Annotated in this window: 19 protein-coding genes; 6 read left to right on the top strand and 13 right to left on the bottom strand. The window is 70.3% G+C overall.

Annotated elements, in window-relative coordinates:
* Positions 1 to 12: 12 nt before the first annotated feature.
* The 13 genes from nuoK to FYW99_RS01945 all read right to left on the bottom strand — a co-directional run bounded on the left by nuoK (position 13) and on the right by FYW99_RS01945 (position 13,829).
* Complete coding sequence (gene nuoK / locus FYW99_RS02005; protein WP_013156051.1) at positions 13 to 312, bottom strand: NADH-quinone oxidoreductase subunit NuoK; 300 nt, start codon at positions 310 to 312, stop codon at positions 13 to 15.
* On the bottom strand, positions 300 to 1,349 hold the full coding sequence (locus FYW99_RS02000) for an NADH-quinone oxidoreductase subunit J (RefSeq protein WP_150249405.1): 1,050 nt from the start codon (positions 1,347 to 1,349) through the stop codon (positions 300 to 302). Before FYW99_RS02000 ends, nuoK begins: the two co-directional genes overlap by 13 nt.
* Complete coding sequence (nuoI, locus tag FYW99_RS01995) at positions 1,346 to 1,903, bottom strand: NADH-quinone oxidoreductase subunit NuoI (RefSeq protein WP_013156049.1); 558 nt, start codon at positions 1,901 to 1,903, stop codon at positions 1,346 to 1,348. The genes FYW99_RS02000 and nuoI overlap by 4 nt, the downstream gene beginning before the upstream one ends.
* Positions 1,896 to 3,269 (bottom strand): NADH-quinone oxidoreductase subunit NuoH, encoded by a 1,374-nt coding sequence (gene nuoH / locus FYW99_RS01990; protein WP_150249400.1) that lies wholly within the window; start codon positions 3,267 to 3,269, stop codon positions 1,896 to 1,898. The genes nuoI and nuoH overlap by 8 nt, the downstream gene beginning before the upstream one ends.
* Positions 3,266 to 5,788 carry an NADH-quinone oxidoreductase subunit G gene (locus FYW99_RS01985; RefSeq protein ID WP_150249398.1) on the bottom strand — a complete coding sequence of 841 codons (2,523 nt, stop codon included), beginning with the start codon at positions 5,786 to 5,788 and terminating at the stop codon, positions 3,266 to 3,268. Before FYW99_RS01985 ends, nuoH begins: the two co-directional genes overlap by 4 nt.
* On the bottom strand, positions 5,785 to 7,104 hold the full coding sequence (gene nuoF / locus FYW99_RS01980) for an NADH-quinone oxidoreductase subunit NuoF (protein WP_150249395.1): 1,320 nt from the start codon (positions 7,102 to 7,104) through the stop codon (positions 5,785 to 5,787). Before nuoF ends, FYW99_RS01985 begins: the two co-directional genes overlap by 4 nt.
* Positions 7,101 to 7,853, bottom strand: coding sequence for an NADH-quinone oxidoreductase subunit NuoE (gene nuoE, locus FYW99_RS01975; RefSeq protein ID WP_150249392.1), 753 nt, complete (start codon positions 7,851 to 7,853; stop codon positions 7,101 to 7,103). The genes nuoF and nuoE overlap by 4 nt, the downstream gene beginning before the upstream one ends.
* The gene (locus FYW99_RS01970) at positions 7,850 to 9,145 is read right to left on the bottom strand and encodes an NADH-quinone oxidoreductase subunit D (protein WP_150249388.1); all 1,296 of its coding nucleotides are present in this window, start codon (positions 9,143 to 9,145) and stop codon (positions 7,850 to 7,852) included. Before FYW99_RS01970 ends, nuoE begins: the two co-directional genes overlap by 4 nt.
* A 43-nt stretch (positions 9,146 to 9,188) precedes the next feature.
* Positions 9,189 to 9,929 (bottom strand): NADH-quinone oxidoreductase subunit C, encoded by a 741-nt coding sequence (locus FYW99_RS01965; protein ID WP_150249385.1) that lies wholly within the window; start codon positions 9,927 to 9,929, stop codon positions 9,189 to 9,191.
* Between the two features lies 1 nt (position 9,930).
* Complete coding sequence (locus FYW99_RS01960) at positions 9,931 to 10,476, bottom strand: NuoB/complex I 20 kDa subunit family protein (protein ID WP_150249382.1); 546 nt, start codon at positions 10,474 to 10,476, stop codon at positions 9,931 to 9,933.
* Positions 10,477 to 10,564: 88 nt separating this feature from the next.
* Positions 10,565 to 10,924 (bottom strand): NADH-quinone oxidoreductase subunit A, encoded by a 360-nt coding sequence (locus tag FYW99_RS01955; protein WP_026114451.1) that lies wholly within the window; start codon positions 10,922 to 10,924, stop codon positions 10,565 to 10,567.
* A 277-nt stretch (positions 10,925 to 11,201) separates the two neighbouring features.
* The gene (locus FYW99_RS01950) at positions 11,202 to 12,506 is read right to left on the bottom strand and encodes a geranylgeranyl reductase family protein (protein WP_150249380.1); all 1,305 of its coding nucleotides are present in this window, start codon (positions 12,504 to 12,506) and stop codon (positions 11,202 to 11,204) included.
* 612 nt (positions 12,507 to 13,118) lie between these two features.
* Positions 13,119 to 13,829: a demethylmenaquinone methyltransferase gene (locus tag FYW99_RS01945; protein WP_150249377.1), complete on the bottom strand. Its 711-nt coding sequence runs from the start codon at positions 13,827 to 13,829 to the stop codon at positions 13,119 to 13,121.
* 201 nt (positions 13,830 to 14,030) lie between these two features.
* On the opposite strand from FYW99_RS01945, the gene FYW99_RS01940 reads away from it, so the two are divergent.
* The 6 genes from FYW99_RS01940 (at position 14,031) to FYW99_RS01915 (ending at position 20,238) form a co-directional block, all read left to right on the top strand.
* Positions 14,031 to 14,324, top strand: a complete 294-nt coding sequence (locus tag FYW99_RS01940; protein WP_150249374.1) for a hypothetical protein — start codon at positions 14,031 to 14,033, stop codon at positions 14,322 to 14,324.
* A 34-nt stretch (positions 14,325 to 14,358) separates the two neighbouring features.
* Positions 14,359 to 14,730 carry a DUF6507 family protein gene (locus tag FYW99_RS01935; RefSeq protein ID WP_150249371.1) on the top strand — a complete coding sequence of 124 codons (372 nt, stop codon included), beginning with the start codon at positions 14,359 to 14,361 and terminating at the stop codon, positions 14,728 to 14,730.
* Between the two features lie 148 nt (positions 14,731 to 14,878).
* Positions 14,879 to 18,157, top strand: a complete 3,279-nt coding sequence (locus FYW99_RS32105; RefSeq protein ID WP_223838662.1) for a hypothetical protein — start codon at positions 14,879 to 14,881, stop codon at positions 18,155 to 18,157.
* Entirely contained in the window at positions 18,154 to 19,035 is an 882-nt protein-coding gene (locus FYW99_RS01925; RefSeq protein WP_150249369.1) for an immunity 49 family protein, read from the top strand. Before FYW99_RS32105 ends, FYW99_RS01925 begins: the two co-directional genes overlap by 4 nt.
* 53 nt (positions 19,036 to 19,088) lie before the next feature.
* Positions 19,089 to 19,550 carry an antitoxin YezG family protein gene (locus tag FYW99_RS01920; protein ID WP_150249366.1) on the top strand — a complete coding sequence of 154 codons (462 nt, stop codon included), beginning with the start codon at positions 19,089 to 19,091 and terminating at the stop codon, positions 19,548 to 19,550.
* 319 nt (positions 19,551 to 19,869) lie between these two features.
* Positions 19,870 to 20,238 (top strand): DUF6507 family protein, encoded by a 369-nt coding sequence (locus FYW99_RS01915; RefSeq protein ID WP_150249363.1) that lies wholly within the window; start codon positions 19,870 to 19,872, stop codon positions 20,236 to 20,238.
* The last annotated feature ends 60 nt before the right edge of the window (positions 20,239 to 20,298 follow it).

The following is a 20,298-nucleotide window of genomic DNA, read 5'->3' as shown; positions in this document are numbered from 1 at the left end:
CCACGTCGCCTTCTAGTGCTTGAGCAGGTTGGCGTCATCCAGCGACGCCGACCTGCGGGTTCGGAAGATCTGCATGATGATCGCGAGGCCCACGACCACCTCCGCGGCGGCGACGACCATCACGAAGAAGGCGATGACCTGCCCCTCGATGTCCCCGTGCATCCGGGCGAACGCGACGAACGCCAGGTTGCAGGCGTTGAGCATCAGCTCCACGCACATGAAGACGATGATCGCGTTGCGCCGGACCAGGACGCCGACGGCGCCGATGGTGAACAGCAGCGCCGCGAGGACGATGTAGTTCATCGGGTCCACGAGGACTCGACCTCCTGCCCGTTGCCGTTGCCGTTGCGCGGTCCGTCCACGTCGTCGGGACCGCCGGAGCCCTCGGCCCCGCCGGGGCCGTCGCCCTCGTCGGCGTCGCCCTCGACCCGCGTGCCGGTCTCCACCTGGCCCCCGGGCGCCTCCGCCGCGGGCCGGGCCCGGTCGTCGGCGGCCGGCTCGGCCGTCTTGGACCCGACCGAGTCCGAGGCCCCGCCGGGCAGCGCCGCCTGGCCGGTGCGCACGGTCTCGGGCACCCGGGACTGGTACTCGGGGTCTCGCGCGGTCAGGACGGGGTTGAGCGAGAGCTGGGAGACCGAGCCGTCCGGCAGCAGCGCGGGCATGTCGATCGCGTTGTGCCGGGCGTAGGTGCCCGGTCCCGGCAGCGGTGTCGGGTGGTCGCCACGGATGCGGTCCTCGGCGATCTCCCGCTGTGTGCGGCGCTTCTTGGTGCGGGCGGTGTGCGCCAGGACCATCGCGCCCAGGACCGCGGTGATGAGCAGCGCGCCGGTGGCCTCGAAGGCGACCACGTAGCGCAGCAGCAGCTCGCCCGCGATCCACGGGATGGTGCCCCCGGCGGCCGCGGCTCCCTCGGTGAGGCCGACCGGGTCGCCCACGGCGATGCGGGTGATGCCGGTGGCCAGGGCGCCGACGAAGGCCAGGGCGACGACGGCCGTCATGACGCGCTGTCCGCTGATGGTCTCCACCAGGGAGTCGGCCGAGCTGACGCCGATGAGCATCAGCACGAACAGGAACAGCATGAGGACGGCGCCGGTGTAGACGACGATCTGCACGACCATGAGGAAGGGCGCCGCGTTGATGCCGTAGAACACGGCCAGGCCGAGCATGGTCAGCGCCATGGACATCGCCGAGTGCACGGCCTTGCGGGAGAAGACCACGCCCAGGGCGCCGAGGAGGACCACGGCGCCCAGGATCCAGAACGCGGTCGCCTCGCCGCCGCCGATCGGCGCGGCCAGGTACAGCGGCTGGTCGGACGGCGGGGCGGCGGGGACGCTGGTGAGCGGGTTCAACGGACCGCCTCCGGAGTCTCGGGCGCCTCGTGGCCGTCCTGTGAGCCGTGCTGGCCGCGCCCGGTGGCGTAGTAGTCCTGCTCGGTCTCGCCCAGGCGCATGGGGTGGGGCGGCTGCTCCATCCCCTCGCGCAGCGGGGCCAGCAGCTGCTCCTTGGTCCAGATCAGGCTCTGCCTGCTGTCGTCGGCCAGCTCGTACTCGTTGGTCATCGTCAGGGCGCGTGTGGGGCAGGCCTCCACGCACAACCCGCACAGGATGCACCGCAGGTAGTTGATCTGGTAGACCCGGCCGTAGCGCTCGCCGGGCGAGTACCTGTCGTCGTCGGTGTTGTCACCGGCCTCCACGTAGATGGCGTCGGCCGGACAGGCCCAGGCGCACAGTTCGCACCCGATGCACTTCTCCAGGCCGTCGGCCCACCTGTTCAGCTGGTGCCGTCCGTGGAAGCGCGGCGCCGTGGGGCGCTTGACCTCCGGGTACTCGACGGTCGGCACCTTCTTGAACATCGTGTGGAAGGTGACACCGAAACCCTTGACGGGGTTGAGCCACTCAAGCACCGGTAACCTCCTCACCCTTCTTGTTGCGGTCGGCGGCGGCCGGGGCCGTCCGCGGCGGTTCGGCGAGCATGCTGCTGCCGTAGTGCGGGGCGGCGCTCGGCGGAACCGGGAAGCCGCCGAATGCGGGGTCCCGGTGCGCCCGTCGGGCGTTCTCGGCGCGCTGGCGGGCCTCCTCGGCGCGCTCGCGGCGCGCGTGGCGCAGCCAGGCGGCGAAGGCGGCCACGGTCGCGGCGGTGAAGGCGGCGACCACCGCACCGACGACCACCGGGGAGGCGCCGTCCAGGACGAGCATCCGCACGACGGCGACGGCGGTGATCCACACCAGCTGGATCGGGATGAGCACCTTCCAGCCCAGCTTCATGAGCTGGTCGTAGCGCACCCGGGGCAGGCTGCCGCGCGCCCAGATGAACAGGAACATCACGCAGACGAACTTGAGCAGCCACCACAGGGCGGGCCACCAGCCCTCGTTGGCGCCCGGCAGGAACGCCGTGATCCCGGGCGGGGCGAGCCAGCCGCCGAGGAAGAGCGTGACGGACACGGCGGCGACCGTGCACATGTTCACGTACTCCGCGAGGAAGAACATCGTGAACTTCATGGACCCGTACTCGGTCATGAAGCCGCCGACGATCTCGCCCTCGCCCTCGGCCAGGTCGAAGGGCAGCCGGTTGGTCTCGCCGACCATCGTCACCAGGTAGATGAGGAAGGACGGCAGGAGCAGCACGGCGAACCACAGCCCGCGCTGGGACTCGACGATCCCCGAGGTGGTCAGGGTCCCGGACATGATGAAGACCGCGACGAAGGACAGGCCCATCGCGATCTCGTAGCTGATCACCTGCGCGGAGGCGCGCAGGCCGCCGAGCAGGGCGTAGGGAGACTGGGAGGCCCAGCCGCCGAGCACGAACCCGTAGACGCCCAGCGCGGCGGTGGCCAGGACCACCAGGGCCGCGACGGGCAGGTCGGTGAGCTGGAGCGGGGTGATGACCCCGAACAGGTTCACCTCGGGCCCGATCGGGATCACCGAGAAGGCGATGAAGGCGGGCACGGCCGCGATCACCGGCGCGGCGATGTAGACGAACCGGTCCACCCCGCGCGGGATCAGGTCCTCCTTGAGGGAGAGCTTGATGCCGTCGAAGAGCGACTGGAGCAGGCCGAAGGGGCCCATCCGGTTGGGTCCGTGGCGCTGCTGCATCCGGCCCATGACCTTGCGGTCGGCCATGATCATCATCAGCACGCAGAGCATGAGGAAGACGAAGATCGCCAGCGCCTTGATGGTGGTGATCCACCAGGGGTCGCCGCCGAAGGCGCTCAGTGTCTCCTCGGAGGCAAGGTGGGCGGTGACGCGCGGATCGAGAGCGGCGGGGGTCACTGCTGCCTCCCGTTGGTGCTGGAGGACCCGTTGCTGGCGGTTCCGTTGCTACCGGTTCCGTCGCTGGCGGTTCCGTTGGTGGTGGACGCGGCCAGCAGGACGGTCTGCCCGGCGCCGCCGCCCAGGTCGCGGGGCACGTCGCACCCGTCGGCGTTGGCCGGGAGCCAGACGACCCGGTCGGCGATGTCGGTGACGATGACCGGCACGGAGACCGAGCCGCGGGCGCCGGTGACGTGGAGCGTCCCGCCGTCGGGGACGCCGACCTCGTCGGCCGTGGCCTGGGACAGGTAGGCGCGCGCCTGCCGGGCGGTCCCGGCGAGGTAGGGCTCGCCGTCCTCCATGCGGCCGGTGCCGAGCAGCTGGCGCCAGGTGGACAGCAGGGCCTGGCCTGGCTCGGGCCGCACGACCTCGGCGGGCCGCACGCGGGGTCCGTCCGCGCGCTCGCCGGTCCACAGGCCCAGCTCCATCAGCTCGCCGTAGGCGGACGCGGCGTCGGGCAGGCCCAGGTGCACGTCCATCTGGTCGGCGATCGCGGAGAGCACCCGCAGGTCGGACAGCGCGCCGGGCACCCTGAGCGCGTCGCCGAAGGGCCGGTGGCGGCCCTCCCAGTTGACGAAGGTGCCGGACTTCTCGGCGACGGCGGCCACCGGCAGCACCACGTCGGCGCGGTCGGTGACGTCGCTGGCGCGCAGTTCGAGGCTGACGACGAACGGCACCCGGGCCAGGGCCGCGCGGGCGGCGTCGGGGTCGGGCAGGTCGTCCAGCTCCACCCCGGCGACCACCAGGGCGTCCAGCTCTCCGGCGGCGGCCGCCGCCAGGATGGCGGCGGTGTCGCGTCCGGGGGCCTCGGGCAGGGAGCCCGTGTTCCAGACCCGGGCGACCTCGGCGCGGGCGGAGGGGTCGGTGACCGGTCGGCCTCCGGGCAGCAGGCCCGGCAGCGCTCCGGCGTCGACGGCCCCGCGCTCTCCCGCGCGGCGCGGCACCCACGCCAGGCGGGCGCCGGTCCGCTCGGCCAGGGCCGCGGCGGCGGTCAGGGCGCCGGGCACGGCGGCCAGGCGCTCGCCCGCCAGGATGACCGCGCCCTCCTCGTTCAGGGCGGCCACGACGCCGGGGTCGTCGGTGTCCAGGGCGTTGAGGACGCGGGCCTCGTCGCCGGGCACGGCCCTGACCAGGGTTCCCCGGGTCTTGGTCAGGCCCAGGCTGGCGTGGGAGCCGACCGAGTAGACCTTGAGGCCGCGCTTGCGCACGCCCTTGCGCAGCCGCAGGAAGACCAGGGGCGACTCGTCCTCGGGCTCGAATCCGGCCAGCAGGACCGCGGGCGCCTTCTCCAGGGCGGTGAAGTCCACGCCGACCGGGGTCCCGGCCACGTGGGCGGCCAGGAAGTCGGCCTCCTCGGGCGAGTGCGCGCGGGCCCGGGCGTCCACGTCGTTGGTGCGCAGGGCCACGCGGGCGAACTTGGCGTAGGCGTAGGCGTCCTCGTAGGTGAGGCGGCCCCCGGTCAGGACGCCGACCCGGCCGCGCGCGGCGGCCAGCCCCTGGGCGGCGAGGCCGATGGCCTCGGACCAGGAGGCGAACTCCAGGGCCCGGGACTCCTCGTCGCGCACCAGCGGGCGGGACAGGCGGTCGGACTGGGTGGTGTAGCTGAACGCCCACCGGCCCTTGTCGCAGTTCCACTCCTCGTTGACCTGCGGGTCGTCCCCGGCCAGGCGGCGCATGACCTTGCCGCGCCGGTGGTCGGTGCGCTGGGCGCACCCGTCGGCGCAGTGCTCGCACACGCTGGGCGTGGACACCAGGTCGAAGGGGCGCGACCGGAACCGGTAGGCGGAGCCGGTGAGCGCGCCGACCGGGCAGATCTGCACGGTGTTGCCGGAGAAGTAGGACTGGAAGGGCTCGCCCTCGGCGATGCCGACCTGCTCGTCGGCGCCGCGCTCCATCAGCTCGATGAGCGGGTCGCCCGCGACCTGCGCGGCGAAGCGGGTGCAGCGGGCGCACTGCACGCAGCGCTCCCGGTCCAGCAGCACCCCGGTGGACAGCGCGATCGGCTTGGGGAAGGTCCGCTTGACGTCGGTGAAGCGGGTCTCACCCCGCCCGGTGGACATGGCCTGGTTCTGGAGGGGGCACTCGCCGCCCTTGTCGCAGACCGGGCAGTCCAGCGGGTGGTTGATGAGCAGGAACTCCATGATCCCGCGCTGGGCCTTCTCCGCCACCGGGGAGGTCAGGTGGGTGTTGACCACCATCCCCTCCATGACGGTGATGGTGCAGGAGGCCTGCGGCTTGGGCATGCCGCGCCCGTTGCCCATGTCGGGGATCTCGACCAGGCACTGGCGGCAGGCCCCGACCGGGTCCAGCAGCGGGTGGTCGCAGAACCTCGGAATCTGGATGCCGAGGAGTTCGGCGGCCCGGATCAGGAGGGTCCCCTTGGGCACCTGGACCTGGAAGCCGTCGATGGTGACGGTGACGAGGTCCTCGGGCGGCGGTGCGGGCGCGGCGCCGCCGGAGGAGTTGGAGGTGACGGTCACTGGTGTCCTCCCGTCGTGGTCGGCCGGTCGCCCCAGAGGGTGGCCCGGGAGTGGTCGAAGGGGCAGCCGCCCCGCTCCACGTGGTCGATGTACTCCTGGCGGAAGTGCTTGATCGAGGAGGTGACCGGGCTGGTCGCGCCGTCGCCGAGGGCGCAGAAGGAGCGGCCGAGCAGGTTGTCGCAGATGTCCAGGAGCTTGTCGAGGTCGGCCTCGGTGCCCTGCCCGTTCTCCAGCCGGTCCAGGACCTGGACCATCCAGAAGTTGCCCTCGCGGCAGGGCGTGCACTTGCCGCAGGACTCGTGGGCGTAGAAGGCGATCCAGCGGCCGACGGCCTTCACGACGCAGGTGGTCTCGTCGAAGATCTGGAGGGCGCGGGTGCCGAGCATGGACCCGGCGGCGCCCACCGACTCGAAGTCGAGCGGGGTGTCCAGGTGCTCCTCGGTGAAGATCGGCGTGGAGGAGCCGCCGGGCGTCCAGAACTTGAGCCGGTGCCCGGGCCGCATCCCGCCCGACATGTCGAGCAGCTCGCGCAGGGTCACGCCCAGCGGGGCCTCGTACTGGCCGGGGTTGGCCACGTGCCCGGACAGGGAGAAGAAGCCGAACCCGGCGGACTTCTCGGTGCCCATGGACGTGAACCAGTCGGCGCCGTTGGCCACGATGCTCGGCACGCTGGCGATGGACTCGACGTTGTTGACCACGGTCGGCGAGGCGTAGAGCCCGGCGACCGCGGGGAAGGGCGGCTTGAGCCGGGGCTGACCCCGGTAGCCCTCCAGGGAGTCCAGCAGCGCGGTCTCCTCGCCGCAGATGTAGGCGCCCGCCCCGGCGTGGACGACCACGTCGAGGTCGAAGCCGGTGCCCAGGACGTCCCTGCCGAGCAGCCCGGCCTCGTAGGCCTCGGCGACGGCCCGGCGCAGGCGCCGGATGACGTGCACGACCTCGCCGCGCACGTAGATGAAGGCCTGGCTGGACTTGATCGCGTACGCCGCGATCGCCACCCCCTCCACCAGCGCGTGCGGGTTGGCGAGCATGAGCGGGATGTCCTTGCAGGTGCCCGGCTCGGACTCGTCGGCGTTGACGACGAGGTAGCGCGGGTTGGGGTTGTCCGCGGGCAGGAAGCCCCACTTCATCCCCGTGGGGAACCCGGCGCCGCCGCGGCCGCGCAGGCCGGACTTCTTGACCAGGTCCACGATGGCGTCGGGCTCCATGGCCAGCGCCTTGCGCAGCGCGCCGTAGCCGCCGGTGGCCCGGTAGCCCTCCAGGGTGAAGGAGTCGGGGCGGTCCCAGTCGCGCGACAGGATCGGGGTCAGGGTGGTCACTTGGCGTCCTCCTCACCCTGGTCGGAAGGCTTGGCGGGGAGGTTGTCCGGGTCGGGCGCGGTCCAGCCGCGCTCCCGGGCCAGCTTCAACCCGGCCAGGGAGGGCGCGGCGGCCTGGACGCCCTCGCCCGCGCGGCCGTCGTCGAACCCTGCCAGCACCCGGGAGGCCTGCTTCCAGGTGCACAGGCTGGCGGGGCCGCGCGTGGGCGCGACGTCCCTGCCCAGGCGCAGGTCGTCCACGAGCCGCCTGGCCGTGTCGGGGGTCTGGTTGTCGAAGAACTCCCAGTTGACCATCACGACCGGCGCGAAGTCGCAGGCCGCGTTGCACTCGACGTGCTCCAGCGTGACCCTGCCGTCCTCGGTGGTCTCGTTGTTGCCGACCCCCAGGTGGTCCTTGAGGCTCTGGAAGATCTCGTCGCCGCCCATCACCGCGCACAGGGTGTTGGTGCACACGCCCACCTGGTAGTCGCCGCCGGGGCGGCGGCGGTACATGGTGTAGAACGTGGCGACCGCGTTGACCTCGGCGAGGGTGATGCCGAGCTGGTCCGCGCAGAAGCGCATCCCGGCCTTGCTGACGTGCCCCTCCTCGGCCTGCACCAGGTGCAGCAGCGGCAGCAGCGCCGACCTCGGCCGCGGGTAGCGGCCGATGATCTCCTTGGCGTCCGGCTCCAGCCGTGCGGTGACCTCGGCGGGGAACGCCTCGCGAGGCTCGGCCGTCCCCGCGGTCTCGGTGGTCTCGTGCTCGCTCACCGGTCCACTCCTCCCATCACCGGGTCGATACTGGCCACGGCGGCGATGACGTCCGCCACCGTTCCCCCCTCGCACATGGCCGCGACGGCCTGGAGGTGGGTGAACGAGGGGTCGCGGAAGTGCACGCGGTGGGGACGGGTGCTCCCGTCGCTGACCGCGTAGCAGCCGAGTTCGCCCTTGGCGCTCTCGACGGCCGCGTAGACCTGGCCCGCGGGGACCCGGAAGCCCTCGGTGACCAGCTTGAAGTGGTGGATGAGCGCCTCCATGGAGCTGCTCATGATGTGCGCGATGTGGTCGGGCGAGTTGCCCAGGCCGTCGGGTCCCAGCGCCAGCTTGGCGGGCCAGCCGATCTTGGCGTCCTGGATCATCACCGGGCCGGGCTGGAGCTTGTCCAGGCACTGCTCGATGATCTTCAGGCTCTCGTCCATCTCGGCTATGCGCACCCGGTAGCGGGCGTAGACGTCGCCGCCGTCGGAGACCGGGACGTCGAACTCGTAGTCCTCGTAGCCGCAGTAGGGCTTGGCCTTGCGCAGGTCCCAGGCCAGGCCGGAGGCCCGCAGCAGCGGTCCGGTGACGCCGAGCGCCATGCAGCCGGGCAGGTTGAGGTGGGCCACGTCCTGTGTGCGGGCGAGGTAGACGGGGTTCTCGTCCAGGAGCTTGCGCATGACGGTGATGCGCTTGGGCATCTCCTTGAGCAGCTCGCGGACCTTGCCGACCGCGCCGGGCGGCAGGTCCTGGGCCACGCCGCCGGGGCGGACGTAGGCGTGGTTCATCCTCAGGCCGGTGACCAGCTCGAAGATGTCCAGGATCATCTCGCGTTCACGGAAGCCGTTGGTCATGACCGTGGTCGCGCCCAGCTCCATGCCGAAGGTCGCCATCGCCACGAAGTGCGAGGCCATCCGGTTGAGCTCCATCATCATCACGCGGATGACGTTGGCCCGCTCGGGGATGCGGTCCTGGATGCCGAGCAGCTTCTCGACCGCCAGGCAGTACGCCGTCTCGTTGAACAGCGGCGTCAGGTAGTCCATGCGGGTCACGAACGTGGTGCCCTGCGTCCACGTCCGGTACTCCATGTTCTTCTCGATACCGGTGTGCAGGTAGCCGATACCGACGCGTGCCTCGGTGCAGGTCTCGCCGTCGAGGGTGAGGATGAGCCGGAGCACGCCGTGTGTGGAGGGGTGCTGGGGACCCATGTTGACGACGAGGCGTTCGGCGCTGGTGGCCTGCGCCTTCTCGATGACGTCGTCCCAGTCCCCGCCGGAGGCGTCGATGTAGTCCTCGGTGACGGTCATGCCGGGCCTCCCTTCGTGGCGGAGTGCGTGGGGTTGGCGGGGCTCACTTGTAGGACCTCCGCTCGTCCGGCGGGGGCACGGTGGCCCCCCGGTACTCGACCGGGATGCCGCCCAGCGGGTAGTCCTTGCGCTGGGGGTGGCCGTGCCAGTCGTCGGGCATCTGGATGCGGGTCAGCGCCGGGTGGCCGTCGAAGACGATCCCGAAGAAGTCCCAGGCCTCGCGCTCGTGCCAGTCGTTGGTCGGGTAGACCGACACGATCGAGGGCACGTGCGGGTCGGCGTCGGGACAGGTGGTGGCGACGCGGATCTCGCTGTTGTGGGTGATCGAGCGGAAGTGGTAGACCGCGTGCAGCTCCCGGCCGGTGTCGTCGGGGAAGTGCACCCCCGCCACGCCCGTGCACAGCTCGTAGCGCAGGGCCGGGTCGTCGCGCAGCAGGCGGGCCAGCTCCGGGAGCGCCTCGCGGCGCACGTGGAAGGTCAGCTCGCCGCGGGCGGCCTCGACCCGCTCGACCGCTCCCGCGTCCTCGCCCAGGGCGGCCTCCAGGTCGTCGGCCACCCGGTCGAAGTCGGCGGTGCGCGGGTCCTCGGGGTCGGTGAAGGGGCGCTGGCTGTGCGCGGGAGCGCTCCCCCGCACCCGCAGGCCGCCGAATCCCGAGGTGTCGCCGGTGGTCGTGGCGCCGAACATCCCGGTGCGCCGGATCGGCGCGGCCAGCCGCTCGCGGCCCAGCTTGTCGGGGAGGTTCGCCGCTTCCTCGTCGCGTTCGCGTTCGTTCTCGGTGCTCATGTCAGTCCTTGCTCACCAGCGGCAGCGAACGGCGGAGCATCCGCTCCTCGTTCTCGGTGATCTCCTGCTCCCGGTGGGCGCCGAGCTTGGTGTTCTGCACCTTGTCGTGCAGCTTGAGCACGGCGTCCAGGAACATCTCCGGCCGCGGCGGGCAGCCGGGCAGGTACATGTCGACGGGGACGATGTGGTCCACGCCCTGGACGATCGCGTAGTTGTTGAACATGCCGCCGCTGGAGGCGCACACGCCCATCGCGATGACCCACTTGGGCTCGGGCATCTGGTCGTAGATCTGGCGCAGGACGGGGGCCATCTTCTGGCTCACCCGCCCGGCGACGACCATCAGGTCGGCCTGGCGCGGGGTGGCGCCGAACTTCTCCATGCCGAACCGGGCCAGGTCGTAGTGCGGGCCGCCGACGGACATCATCTCGATGGCGCAGCAGGCCAGGCCGAACGTGGCGGGCCACATGGAGCTCTTGCGGGCCAGGCCCACGACCTGCTCGACGGTCGTGAGCATGATGCCGGTGGGCAGTTTCTCCTCGAGTCCCATCAGCTGTGCTCCTCCTCCGGGCTGGACTGCGGGGTGTGGTCTGCGGAGACCCGGGGCGAAGCGGCGCGGAGCCCCAGGGAAGTACCGGTCAGTCCCATTCGAGGCCTCCGCGGCGCCACTCGTAGGCGTAGGCGATGGAGACGTTCACCAGGAAGAGGACGATCGCGACCAGTCCGAACCAGCCCAGGGCGTCGAAGTGCACGGCCCAGGGGATGAGGAAGATGATCTCGATGTCGAAGACGATGAACATCATGGCCGTCATGTAGTACTTGACGGTGAAGCGGCCGCCGCCCGCGGGCTGGGGCGTGGGCTCGATGCCGCACTCGTAGGCCTGCATCTTGGCCCGGTTGTAGCGCTTGGGCCCCAGGACCGCACCGGCGACCATCGACACCACGACGAACGCGGCGCCGATCCCGCCGAGCACGAAGATCGGTGTGTACAGCTCCACGCTCACCCTCCTCCTGGCTGCTGGGCACGCCCGCGCGGCGTGCCGGGGGCGCTTGTGATTGCTTTCACTTGTGCGGACTCATCTCCGGTCGTCCCGTGTGTCCTGTTGTGGAGCCGGGCTCGACCGCCCGGTGGGTTGTGTGTCCGCCTGGTCCGGCGCCCCGTGTCCGGGGGTCTCGGTGCCGCGGCGCCCGGTTGGCGGCGCTCGTGCGGCTCCGGCCCTCCCCGGGTCGGGCCCCGTCCGGGCGGGTCCGGGCGCGGGCGCCCGGACCCGCCCGTCAGGCCGCGGGGGCGATGCGGGACAGGCCGTTGATGACCCTGTCCATGGCGTCCCCCTGCGTGGGCTCGGTGAGGTTGGCCAGCATCTTCAGCGCGAACTTCATGAGGGTGCGCTGGCGCAGGCCGTACCTGGTCGCGTACTTCATGAACTCGGGCTGGCCGATGACCTTCACGAAGTAGCGGCCGAGCGTGTAGTAGCCGCCGTAGGTGTCGGCGAGCACGTCCGGGTAGCGCAGCAGGGCCCGCTCGCGGGTCTGCTGGGTGGGTCTGCCGTGCGCCTGCACGATCACGTCGGCGGCGATGTTCCCGGCCTCCATGGCGTAGGCGATGCCCTCGCCGTTGAAGGGGTTGACCATGCCGCCCGCGTCGCCGACGAGCATGAGGCCGCGGGAGTAGTGCGGCACCCGGTTGAAGCCCATGGGCAGCGCGGCACCGCGGATGCCGCCCTTCTGGTTCTCCTCGGTGAAGCCCCACTCCTCGGGCATGGAGTCGGTCCAGCGGCGCAGGAGCTTGCGGTAGTCCACGTCCTGGAAGGAGGCGGTGGAGTTGAGGATGCCCAGGCCGACGTTGCTGGTGCCGTCGCCGACGCCGAAGACCCAGCCGTAGCCGGGCAGGAGGACGTCCTTGTCGCCGCTGCGGTCCCACAGCTCCAGCCAGGACTCCAGGTAGTCGTCCTTGTGGCGGGGGCTCTCGAAGTAGGTGCGCACGGCCACGCCCATGGGGCGGTCGTCGCGCTTGCGGATGCCCATGGCCACGGACAGCCGGGAGGAGTTGCCGTCGGCGGCCACGACCAGCGGCGCCCGGAAGGTGACGGGCTCGCGGTCGGCGTCCTTGGCCCGGACCCCGACGATGCGGTTGCTGCGCTCGTCCATGAGGGGGCCGGTGACGGTGGTGCGCTCCAGGAGCTTGGCCCCGGCGGCCACCGCGCGGTTGACCAGGATCTGGTCGAAGTCGTAACGGGTGCGCACGAGGCCGAAACCCGGGTAGGCGGCCAGGTCGGGCCAGGGCAGTTCCAGGCGCACGCCCGCGCCGACGATGCGCAGGCCGTGGTTCTTGATCCACCCCTCGTCCTCGAAGGTGACGCCCATGGCGGTGAGCTGCTTCACCGCCCGGGGGGTGAGTCCGTCGCCGCAGACCTTCTCCCTCGGGAAGGAGGTCTTCTCCAGGAGCAGGACGTCCAGTCCTGCCTGGGCCAGGTAGTAGGCGGTGGTGGAGCCGGAGGGACCTGCGCCGACCACGATCACGTCGGCGTCGTACTCGGTCCGCTCCCGGCCTCGGGGAGAGGAGGTGGCTGTCTCGCTCACGGGTGGGTCCTCGACTGCTCGCGCGGATGCACCGTGGCGGGCCTGCCTGCGGGATGGACCCGCTCACGGGGGGAGTTGTATGGGTGCTGTGGAGAGTCCGTTATGTCCGACATAGAGGCATGTGTCCTATACCTCCTAGACTTGTGAAGCACTTCACAAGCCTCTTTTCGGCAGTCTAGACCCTCCTGGAGTCCGAGGCGAGTCCCCGGGGGGTATTCAGACGGCCTGCTATCAAAGGGGACATAGGCCCCCAGAAGGCTTCACGAGCCCCGAACTGCGCCACTCTCCGTCAGAGCCCCAGATCAGAATGGTGAGCGCCGCCTCAGGCGCCACACGGGCAACACGAAAATCCCGAGGAGCGGGGTGCTCCTCGGGATTACGGAATCCTTATGCCTGATGTGCTCTGGTCGCGCGCGGGGGCGGGCTCATGGGGCCCGCAGGGGCCGCGGGGGCGCAGAGGCCCGCAGGGGTTTCGGCGGCGCGGGAGAGGGACGGCCTTCTCGGCGTGATCTTGCTACTGGAGGCGAGTTCGCAGCCGACTTTGACTCCAGTAGCAAGATCACCGCAGGGGGAACCCCGCGTTTCCCACCGGCCACACTTGCGGCGGGGCCGCTACTCGTCGCGGAAGCCGCGGTGCAGGGCGACGATCCCCGTCGACAGGTTGCGCCAGGCCACCCGCGACCAGCCCGCGCCCTGGAGGCGGCGCGCCAGCTCGGGCTGCTTGGGCCAGGCCATGATCGACTCGGACAGGTAGTCGTAGGAGTCGCCGCTGCCGGACACCATGCCCGCGATCTTGGGCAGGGCGCCCATGAGGTAGGTGGAGTAGAGCCGGTCCACGAACTCGACCGGGATGTGGCTGAACTCGCAGATGACCAGCCGCCCGCCGACCTTGGTGACCCGCCGCAGCTCGCGCAGCGCCTGGTCCACGTCGTTGACGTTGCGCAGGCCGAAGGAGATCGTGACCGCGTCGAAGGTCTCGTCGGCGAAGGGCAGGTGCAGGGCGTCGCCCGCCACGAAGGTCACGCCGCCCCGGGAGGCTCCCCCGCGCCGCCGCACTCCGGCGCGGAGCATGCCGAGGGAGAAGTCGCAGGCCACCACGCGGGCGCCCTTCCTGACGAAGGACTCCGAGGAGGTGCCCGTGCCCGCCGCCAGGTCCAGGACGAGTTCGCCGCTGTAGGCGTCGACCGCGTTGACCGCGGCCTTGCGCCAGATGCGGTCCTGGCCCAGCGAGATGACGTCGTTGACGAGGTCGTACCTGTCGGCGATGCCGTCGAACATCGCCGCGACGTCCTGGGGCTGCTTGTCGAGTTTGGCGCGGGTCATGGGCACAAGACTAAGGGTGCGGCCCGAGCGCCCCGACCCCGCGGGCCCGTACGGGGCGGACTCCGTGGCGCGGAGCGGACAACCCCCTGGGCAGACCGACTGTCCGCGCGCGAGAATAGGGTGTGCACGAGGTTTCCCGAACCACCGCGGGCCTTCGGACGTCACAACGGACGGACACGGCCCGGCTGAGAGGGGGAGTACATGAAGTTCGACCTGGTGGAGCCGAGCGACGAACAGGCCGTCGTCGACGAGGAGCGGCCCGAGGACCCCCGCGAGGGGGCCGCCCGCGGCGTCCACCCCAGGCTCGTCATGGCCTCCGCTCGGATGCGCTCCCGGATCCGGGACGACCTCGCCGCCCTGAACGCGTCCCTGGGCATGCTCAACGAGCAGATCCAGGCCGTCCAGCACCGGGAGGGTTCCGCGACCGCGGACGCGGACGCGGTGCCGCCCGCGAACTTCCGCTCGGGCGCCTTCTCCCGCCCCAGCGACTCCTGAAGCCCCCCGAAGCCCCGGAGAGGAGAGGATCCCGATGTCCAAGTGGAACATCCAGCCCGCTGATGTGGGCGCCGTGCTCACCAGCGTCGCCGGACACATCGGCGAGGAGGGCGGCAGCGACGGTCTCGTCGGCGCCATGACCTCCGCCGAGAGCCTGATCACGGCCATCAACGAGGAGGCGAACAGCGCGCCCGTCAGCGTCGCGCTGGGCGAGTTCGCCGAGCACAACTTCGGTCTCATGGGCGACATGGCCGGGCTGACCGTGAGCGCCGTGACCGGGGCCAGCGAGGCCACCACGCACTACTTCAACGGCAACACGGAGATGGCCGCCGAGGCGCAGGCCAACGCGGGCGTGGTCCCCGAGCCCGAGCCACCCCAGCAGTACGGACCCCACGCGCCCGTGTAGCGGGCACCACGCGGCCCGTGCGGCGGACCCCGCCGCACGGAACCCCGCGCCCCGCCCCCGCTCCTCCCCTGGTCCCCCAGACCCCGGAGACCCCCGACGACCCCACCCTCCCTCCGGTTCCTCAGATGGAGACACCCCTGTGACCGAGATGTGCGTCCCCACGGGCGGCGTGATCGACCCCCGGAACTTCCCCGTCCCCACCGCGAGCCCCGCCACCCTGGAGAGGCAGGCCAGAGACCTGCGCCGAGAGGGATCCAACGTGGCCGGGATCGGCGGCGACATCAAGAGCGCGTGGTCCGGCCTGTCCTCCTGCTACTTCGCCCCCGAGGCCGAGACGCTGTACGCGGTGGTCGACCCGGTGGCCACCGACGGCGACAAGGTGGAGACCTCCTTCGACAAGGCCGCGAGCGCGCTGGAGACCTTCGCCGAGGCCGTCCGCGACATCCAGGCCAAGTGGACCACGCTCACGAGTGACGCCTACACCTTCCGCAACTCCATCGAGGGCGACGACGACTGGCGCGAGGCCGACGGGTTCTTCAACAGCCTCCTGGGCCGCGAGAGCGACAAGGTCGAGGAGCACCAGGCGCTGCTCGACCGCGCGGACGCGCTGCGGCGGGAGTTCGAGGCCGCCGAGATCGCGTGCGCCAACGCCATCAACGCCGAGATCCCCGACCGCACCAACTTCATCGCGGGCGACGGCGACGGGGAGTCCGCGACGGGCGTGTTCGAACACGGCTACGACGGCTACCTCGGCGACGTCGCCATGGCCTGGGGCGGCCCCATGGAGACCGACCACGGCTGGTGGGTCGACGCGGGGGCCGCTGTGGGCGACTTCTTCGTGGGGATCGCCGAGGACGTCGGCGGGATCACCGGGATGTACAGCTCCGAGGGCTGGTTCGAGATGTCCTGGGGCGACGCCATGTGGGAGTACCACGAGGGCAACCTCCAGTCGCTGGCGTCGCTGGCGGGCATGTACGACTCCGAGAGCGACAGCTGGGGCTGGTCGGGCTGGGACACCGTCGGCAACGCCTGGAAGGACGCCGCGCACGCGGTGGTGCCCTGGGAGGAGTGGGGCGAGCGGCCCGGCTACGTCATCGGGACCGCCCTGCTCAACATCGGCGCGACCGTGGGCGGCGCCGTCCTGACCGCGACCGGCGTGGGCGCGGTCGTGGGCGTGCCGCTGATGGCCTGGCGCGGTTCGGCCATGCTCAACAGGATGGGCGGGGACGGGCCGAGCGTCCCCGACGTGGACGTGCCGGACATGAGCCGGATCAACCTGAGCCTGCCGCGGTTCGGCAACGTCTCCCTGGCCGACCTGAGGATCGACCTGGGCCAGCTCCGGGAGGGCGCTTTCAGCACCTCCCGGCTGTCGGAGATGCAGAACCTGCTGAGCAGGTTCACCGGCGGGGGCCTCTTCGGCGGTGGCGGGGACGGCCCGGGCGGTTCCGGCAACGGCTCCGGCGGGGACGGGAACGGCTCCGAGGGTTCCGACGCCCGGCGCGTCGCGAACCACCACGGCGACGAGGAGGGCGACTCCGCCAACACCCGCCCCGCCGTGAACCCGACCACGCGCCAGCTCGACGACAGCCGGGAGCTCCTGGAGCTGCTGGCCTCCCGCCCGGACGCCACCGAGCTGGGCGAAATCGGCCGCCGGGTCCTCGGTGAGGAGGGCGGTGACAGCGGCGCGCCCGGGTCGGACCGTCCGACGCGGTCCGACCTGGAGGAGCTGGGCCTGGACCCGTCCCTGGAGGCGGTGTTGAACGACATGAACGCGCACGCCTCGGACTACCCGGCGTGGGAGGCCAGCCAGTCCCCGGACGGCCCGGACTCGGGCAGGGTGCCCGCCCTCGTCGGCGGCGGCAACAACGACACGTTCGACGCCCAGGCCGATGCGCCCCGTCCAGACACGGTCATCGGTGATCGCAGCGTCATCGACGTCTCGGGCCTCGACGACCTCGGCGACCGGTTCGACGCCGATGGTGCGCAGATGAGCAACACCATGCCGGAGGTCACCAACCGGGACGGCAACGGTGGTGACCCGCTGGACACCGACGGGAACTCCCCCGGCGGCACGGACGTCCTGGACCGGCCCGGCGACGGCGGCACCAGTACGGGCGGCGAAGGCGGAGGCGACCGGCCGGGCGTCCCGGGCACGCCCGTGCTCAACGGGGACGGGACCTCCGGCGGCCGGGGCGGCGACAACGGCGGGGAGAACAACGGCCCGACGAACGCGGACGAGTTCAGGACCCACTCGTGGGGGGACAGGAACGACCCCGCCAATCAGCAGCGGTTCATCGACGACCTCCGACGGCTCCTCAACGAGCGTCAGGGCAACCGCGAGTACAACGACTTCTACCGGGAGTTCTACAAGGAGAACAACGGTCACCGGAAGCGGGCTGACACCGTGGTCGGCGCGGAGAACTGGGAGCTCCCCCGGATCAGCCGGGCCGACAACGGTGACTGGGTTCCGCTGAAGCCCGCGGAGGCTCCGAACTACCTGGGCGAGAAGACGGAGATCCGCCTCGACAGCCAGCGCTTCATACCGGAGAGGGGGGACAACCTCTCAGCCGAGGAAGCGGCACGAATCGACACGGAGATCGCCCGACGCGAACAACTCCGAACCGATCTGGAGGGGCTGGACTCTCTGACAGAAAGGCGGCGCATGGCCATCGACGAGGCCATGGCCGCCGATAAGCACCTGAAGGACATGGAGGAACAGTACGGCAAGTTCAAGGAGGGCGGGCCCAACCATCCCCTGGTGGAAGCCGCCAAGAAGGACTACAGGGAGGCCCATAGCCACTCCACGGACCTCTCCGAGGTGTTCGGCGAGATGACTGCCAGATACGGCGCCAGGTTCGAGTTCGACGGCAGCCCCATTCTGGACAACGACGGCAATCCGCTGATGAGGCACGAGGTCGACGCTAACGGTGACACCGTCTACGAGAACGGTGAACCCAAGCTGGTCGAGCTGAGGCCGAACCTCGAAGGGGCGACCGAGATCCCGGCCTCACCGTTCGCCCCAGGGAACGGAAACCACCAGTTCGACCAGATCTACCGCACCGTGGACGGCGACTTCGTCATCGTCGAGGCGAAGAGCAGTACCAGGACCGAACTCGGCGAGCGCGAGATCAAGGTGCCCGGTGAGGATCCCCGTCTAGTGAGCCAGGGTACGCGAGCCTACCTGGAGGACATCCTCAAGAAGATGGAGGAGAGGGGCAAAAAGCCGGGGAACATCCAGGAACTCATGCTCGCCGATGAGATCCGGGAGAAACTCAAGCAGGGTCGCGTCGTCTACACGGTGTTCAAGGGCGACCCCGTGGACTCCTACCAGCTGAACGAAAAAGGCGAACGGGAGTGGACCGGGGAGTCCACTGCCAACGGCTACGATCATCGCATCTTCGACCTGTCAGATAAGGAGGCCTCGTGACCGTCCACGTCTCCCGGCACGAACTGGACCACGGAGTGGACCAGGACCTCATCGCGTACCAGACCAAACGTCGTGCGAAGTTGGTCAGCAGGTTGGAGCAGGACTGCTCCAACATCGACCTGGACCTGTACCCCATCTTCGACGCAGCACAGACGAGGCTCCTGGTGGACCCCGAGGCCGCGGAAGTGGAGACCTGGGAGGCGTGGACCGTCGCAATGCAGGTCCACAGCGCTGTCTTCGCCGTCTCCGAGGCGGAGAAGGGGACACAGGTCGCGTACCTGATCGACCATGAGGTCCGTGCGCTCACGGCACCCGGGATGCTCCACTGCGCCGACCCTGCCACGTGGGAGAAGGCGTTCTACCTGGCGGTCGTCTGCCGCGACAACGCCCGCGCCGACGCCCTGTGCCGCGTCCCCGTGGAACACCTGCGCCGCGCGGCCGAGGGCGCGAAGGTGCGGTACAACGAGTACACCTACCACTGGATCGCCGCCCTCCAGGCCTACGTCAACGGCACCGATGACCTGGTGAGTGAGCTGCGGTCGGCCATGGAACTGTCCTCTCCCCGAAGCGGCGCATTCGGCGACGATAGCCTCGACCTGTTGGTCTTCCCGAAGATGGAGGTCTTCCGCCGTCTGCTGATGGGTGACTCCACCAAGTTCAACGAGGCGCTCGTCTTCGCTCTGGAGAGTTACAAGCGGTACAACACCACCGAGGAGGCTCAGGCCGGGGTCCAGGGCATCGTTCCGCTGGGGTTGCTGGCGTGGGCCTGCCTGGCCTACGACAAGTCCCAGCGCGGCGACTTCTCCCTCGACGTGGAGTCGGAGTACCTGCCCAAGCACCTCGTACAGCGATCCTGGTACGGCGAGTTCCCCGTCTAGGAACCTACGGCGGAACCCGGGGAGCCGCCCCGGCTACGGAGGACAACCGAGCGGTGAGCCATTTCCAGCGCGGACATCTGGGACCGGAAGAGCAGCAGAAGGTCCTCACGCAGATCGGTGGACGCATCCTCGATGAAGCCCCCGAAGGATGGACAAGGATCTTCTACACCAGGAAATCCGTTATCGAACAGTCCACGAGCACCCTCGTCGTTGAATTCGAGGACGGAACCAGTCAGAGGGAGTCCGTTCCGAGCGGCATGGGGCTGATGCTCGACGATCTCAGGGCGGGGATGTACCAGGAGGGCAAGGGCACCTGGTTCTCCTTCGAGTACGTCATCACCCCGCCCGGCAGGTTCAACGTCACCTACAACTACGACGAGGACCCCGGCATCACCTTCCCCACCGCCTTCGGATTCACCAACGACCTCAAGTACTTCCCGCGCGACGAGGAGTACATCCCCGGCTGGCTCCGCGAGAAGCTCCAGGAAGAGGCCGAAGGCCGCGCGATGGAGTGAGTGCTCCCTTCCTTCGGTCGTGCCCATGTGACACGGCCGAAGGAGCCCCCGTTACACACAGCGGTCCAGAACGCTCCTGACCGGTGAGGCGGCCTTCTCCGCCGCCCACAGTGAACACTCCGTGTAACCAACTCTGCCCGATTTCAGGAATCCCGCGCAGCGCCTGGATTCCCCGGAAAACCTTGCGCACAAGGTGAACCAAAGCCGCGCACCTCCCATCTGACAATACGGACGGTGATCAACAGCGGAGCCGGGGACCTTCCCCGAAGCCACCGCCGAACCACCGCACCAACCGTCGTCAAGAAGGGAGAACCACCGTATGACCAGCTGGAACATCCAACCCGCCGAAGTCGGTGGAGTCCTGACCGCTGTCGTCGGCCACATGGGCGAAGAGGGCGGCGGGGAGGGCCTGATCGGCGCCGCGAACGGCTTCGGGCAATACCTCTTCCTGTGCTTCGAGTCGTCCAACAGCGGCCCCGTCCAGACCTCTCTGGAGGAGTTCGGCGCACACCACCTCGGCCTGATAGGCGACATGGCGGCCCTGGCCTCCAGCGCCGTCCAGGGGGCGAGCCAGGCCACCATGGCCTACATCAACTCCCAGACGGATATGGCCTCCCAGTACGAGGCGGCCGCGGGCGTGGTCCCCGAACCGGAGGACCCCACCGCGGGTCACAGCGAACCGCTCTAGCCGAACGCCCTCGCCCTTCCCCGGGAGAAGATCCCTCCTCCTGCCCTGGCTGAGGCCGCT

Source organism: Nocardiopsis deserti (assembly GCF_008638355.1).
Lineage (GTDB): Bacteria > Actinomycetota > Actinomycetes > Streptosporangiales > Streptosporangiaceae > Nocardiopsis > Nocardiopsis alborubida.
Note: the sequence above shows the minus strand (reverse complement) of the source record. Positions and strands in the feature narration are given on the sequence as shown.

Bases quoted from the DNA above. Each gene is read 5' to 3' on its own strand.
- FYW99_RS01915 (WP_150249363.1), top strand. From the start codon at position 19,870: ATGACCAGCTGGAACATCCAACCCGCCGAAGTCGGTGGAGTCCTGACC.
- FYW99_RS01965 (WP_150249385.1), bottom strand. From the start codon at position 9,929: ATGAGCACCGAGAACGAACGCGAACGCGACGAGGAAGCGGCGAACCTC.
- FYW99_RS01945 (WP_150249377.1), bottom strand. From the start codon at position 13,829: ATGACCCGCGCCAAACTCGACAAGCAGCCCCAGGACGTCGCGGCGATG.
- FYW99_RS01960 (WP_150249382.1), bottom strand. From the start codon at position 10,476: ATGGGACTCGAGGAGAAACTGCCCACCGGCATCATGCTCACGACCGTC.
- FYW99_RS01935 (WP_150249371.1), top strand. From the start codon at position 14,359: ATGTCCAAGTGGAACATCCAGCCCGCTGATGTGGGCGCCGTGCTCACC.
- FYW99_RS01970 (WP_150249388.1), bottom strand. From the start codon at position 9,145: ATGACCGTCACCGAGGACTACATCGACGCCTCCGGCGGGGACTGGGAC.
- FYW99_RS01940 (WP_150249374.1), top strand. From the start codon at position 14,031: ATGAAGTTCGACCTGGTGGAGCCGAGCGACGAACAGGCCGTCGTCGAC.
- FYW99_RS32105 (WP_223838662.1), top strand. From the start codon at position 14,879: ATGTGCGTCCCCACGGGCGGCGTGATCGACCCCCGGAACTTCCCCGTC.